The 3,374-nt window shown below is 63.2% G+C and carries 3 protein-coding genes; all 3 read right to left on the bottom strand.

The window, feature by feature from the left end:
- Positions 1 to 713, bottom strand: a 713-nt coding sequence (locus ACIROW_RS24055; protein WP_402279721.1) for an ABC transporter ATP-binding protein, incomplete at its 3' end; no start/stop codon positions are given.
- A gap of 1 nt (position 714) precedes the next feature.
- On the bottom strand, positions 715 to 2,673 hold the full coding sequence (locus tag ACIROW_RS24050) for an ATP-binding cassette domain-containing protein (RefSeq protein WP_402279719.1): 1,959 nt from the start codon (positions 2,671 to 2,673) through the stop codon (positions 715 to 717).
- A gap of 5 nt (positions 2,674 to 2,678) precedes the next feature.
- The coding region (locus tag ACIROW_RS24045) for a branched-chain amino acid ABC transporter permease (protein ID WP_402279716.1) at positions 2,679 to 3,374 on the bottom strand (696 nt) is incomplete at its 5' end.

The raw sequence follows: 3,374 nt of genomic DNA, 5'->3' as shown, positions 1-3,374 counted from the left end.
CCGCCGAGATATGCTGCTTGCACCGCCGGGTCGTTCTGTAGCTTGTCGGCCGGGCCGTGCACGGAAATCTTGCCGTTTTCCAGGACGTAGCCGTAGTCGGCGACGTTCAATGCTGCTGCGGCGAATTGTTCCACCAGCAGCATCGTAATCCCCTGTTCCTTCAAACGCAAGATGATGCGAAACACCTCTTCGACCAGGATGGGCGCGAGGCCCATCGATGGTTCGTCGAGCAAAATCACTTCCGGGTTGAGCATTACGGCGCGGGCCATGGCGAGCATTTGCTGTTCGCCGCCGGACAAGGTGCCGGCCAGTTGCGTCTGGCGCTCCTTGAGGCGCGGGAACAACTCCAGTGCGCGTTCCAGATCATGGGCGATGTCGCCCTTGGGACGTGCCCGCGTGAAGCGCGGGAACGCGCCCAGCAGCAGGTTGTCGGTGACGCTCATGGTGGCGAAGACGCGACGGCCTTCGGGCGAGTGGGCGAGACCGGCGCGCGCGATCTTGTGCGAGTCCTGGCCGGTGACGTCCTTGCCGCCCAGGGTGACGGTGCCGCCCTTGGGCTTGATCATGCCGGAGATGGCGCGCATGGTGGTGGTCTTGCCGGCGCCGTTGGAGCCGATCAGGGTGACCACTTTGCCTTTCGGCACTTCCATCGAAATACCGTGCAGCACTTCAACCTTGCCGTAAGCGGCCTGCAAATTCGAAATCGTCAACATCTCAAGCTCCCGCGGTGGTTGGTGTGGAATCGCCGGCGCCGCCGCCGAGATAGGCTTCGATCACCTTGGGATCAGCTTGCACTTCGGCCGGCTTGCCTTCGGCGATCTTCTGGCCGAAGTCGAGCACGGTGACGGTGTCGCAGATCGACATGACGACGTCCATGTGATGCTCGATCAAGATGATGGTGATGCCGACATCGCGGATCTTGCGAATGATGGCGACCAGTTCCTTGATGTCGGGCGCGGTGAGGCCGGCGGCCGGTTCGTCGAGCAGCAGCAGGCTCGGGTTCAGGCCCAGTGCGCGGCCGATTTCGAGCAGGCGCTGTTTGCCGTACGGCAGGTTGCGCGCTTCTTCGTTGGCCAGATCGGCGAGGCCGACGAACTCGAGGATCGCGGCGGCGCGTTCGCGTGCGGCGCGCTCTTCGCGCAGGTAGCGCGGGCTGTGCACCATGACGTCGGCGACGTTGCTGCGGAAGGTATGGTGCAGGCCGACCAGGACGTTTTCGGTGGCGGACATTTCACCGAACAGCTGGACGTTCTGGAAGGTGCGCGCCACGCCGCCCAGGGCGATCAGCGACGGCGGCTGGCCGGTGATGGTGCGGCCGTCGTATTCCACCGCGCCGTCGGTCGGACGGTAGATGCCGGTGAGCACGTTCATCATGGTGCTCTTGCCGGAACCGTTGGGGCCGATCAGGCCGTGCACGGTGCCCTTGCGCACATCCAGGTCGACCTTGTTCAGGGCTTTCAGACCGCCGAATTGCATCAGCACCTGGTTGACCTTGAGCAGGGTGGCGCCGACTTCCTTGACCGCATCGTTGGTGATGACGGCGGCAGTCTTGTCGCCGGCGATTTGCTGCGCCAGCGGCGTACGCTTGCTGAGCATGCGGCCGAACAGCGCGCGGCAGAAGCCGACGATGCCGTCCTGCAGGTAATACACCACGAACAGCGTCATCAGGCCGAAGATGGTGAGGCGCCAGTCGGTGATGTTTTCCAGCTTGTAGGAGAAGCCGGCCATGAGCACGGTGGCGACCACCGGTACGGCGATTTCACGCGGGGTCTTGACCTTCTTGACGACCGAGCCGATGGCGCCGAGGACGACGATCACGGCAGCCACGGTGGCGATCTGGCGGAACAGTTCGATGTCCGACAGCAGGCTCGGCAGCATGACCACGATCAGCGCGCCGATGAGTGAGCCGATGCGCGACTTGCGGCCGCCCATGATGACCGCCAGCAGGAACAGGATGGTCAGTTCGAAGTTGTAGGTGTTGGGCGAGATGTACTCTTCCGAATACGCGTACAGGCAACCCGACAGGCCGGCCAGCGCGGCGCTGATGACGAAGGCGTAGACCTTGTAGCGATACACCGACACGCCCATGCAGTCCGAGGCGATCGGGCTGTCGCGCAGCGCCTGGAAGGCGCGGCCGAGGTTGGAACGCAGGATGCGGTGGACCACGATCAGCGACAGCACCATGAGCACGGCGACGACGTAGAAGAACTCGACTTCATCAAGCTTGGTTCCGCCGAAACTCGGCTTCGGTACCTTGATGCCCATCGGACCTTCGGTGAGGAAGGTCATTTCGTTGATGAGAATCTGGATGATGGTGCCGAAGGCCAGTGTGACCATCGCCAGGTAAGGACCGGTCACGCGCAAGGCCGGCAAGGCCAGCACGGCGCCGAATACCGCGGTGACGCCAATGCTGGCCGGCAGGATCAGCAGGAACGGCAGACCGAGCTTGAAATACAGCACGCCCGCGGTGTACGAGCCGATGCCGAACAGGCCGGCGTGGCCGAGCGAGACCTGGCCGGTGTAGCCGACCACGATGTCCAGGCCGAACAGCAGGATGGCGTAGATCAGGATGGTTTCCACCAGATGCAGGTAGTAAGGATTGCGCACGAACAGAGGCAGCACGGCGAGCGCGGCGATGCCCAGGATCGACAGAAGGAGGATTTTCTTGTTCATGTTCATCAGACCTTTTTGATCGCAGTTTTGCCAAACAGGCCTGCAGGTTTGACCGCCAGCACGAGCAACAGCAGGAGCAGTCCGGGGACTTCCTTGTAGCCGGTGGAGATGTAGAACCCTGTGACGGTTTCAGCGATGCCGAGGATCAGGCCGCCGACGATGGCGCCCATGCCCGAGGTCAGGCCGCCGATGATGGCCACGGCGAATGCCTTGAGCCCGAGCGCGGCGCCCATGGTCGCACCGGTCAGTGTCAGCGGCGCCACCAGCACGCCGGCGAAGGCGGCGGTTGCCGACGACAAGGCGTAGGAGAAGGTGATCACCACGCTGGTGTTGATGCCCATCAGGCCGGCGGCGTCACGGTCGTTGGAGGTGGCGACCACGGCTTTGCCGTAAATCGACTTGCGGTTGAACAGCTCGACGGCGAGCATGATGGCCAGCGCGCCGACCACGACCAGCACCTGCATCGGTTGCACGTTGGCGCCGAAGATCTGGAACGGCGCGCCGGACAGCGGGCTCGGGAACGGCAAGTCGTCCTTGCCCCAGATGTTTTCCGCGACGTTCTTGAAGATGATCGCCAGCGCGATGGTCGACATGATCCAGCCGAATTCGGACTTGATCTTGATGGCCGGACGCACGCCGATCCATTCGACGAAGACGCCTTGCAGCGCGCCGAAGACCAGCACGATGGGGATCATCAGCCA

The sequence above is a fragment of the Herbaspirillum sp. NPDC101397 genome, from assembly GCF_044767325.1.
In the GTDB taxonomy this organism is placed as follows: Bacteria; Pseudomonadota; Gammaproteobacteria; order Burkholderiales; family Burkholderiaceae_D; genus Herbaspirillum.
The sequence above is the reverse complement of the archived record's forward strand: the minus strand, read 5'-3'. Positions and strand labels throughout refer to the sequence as shown.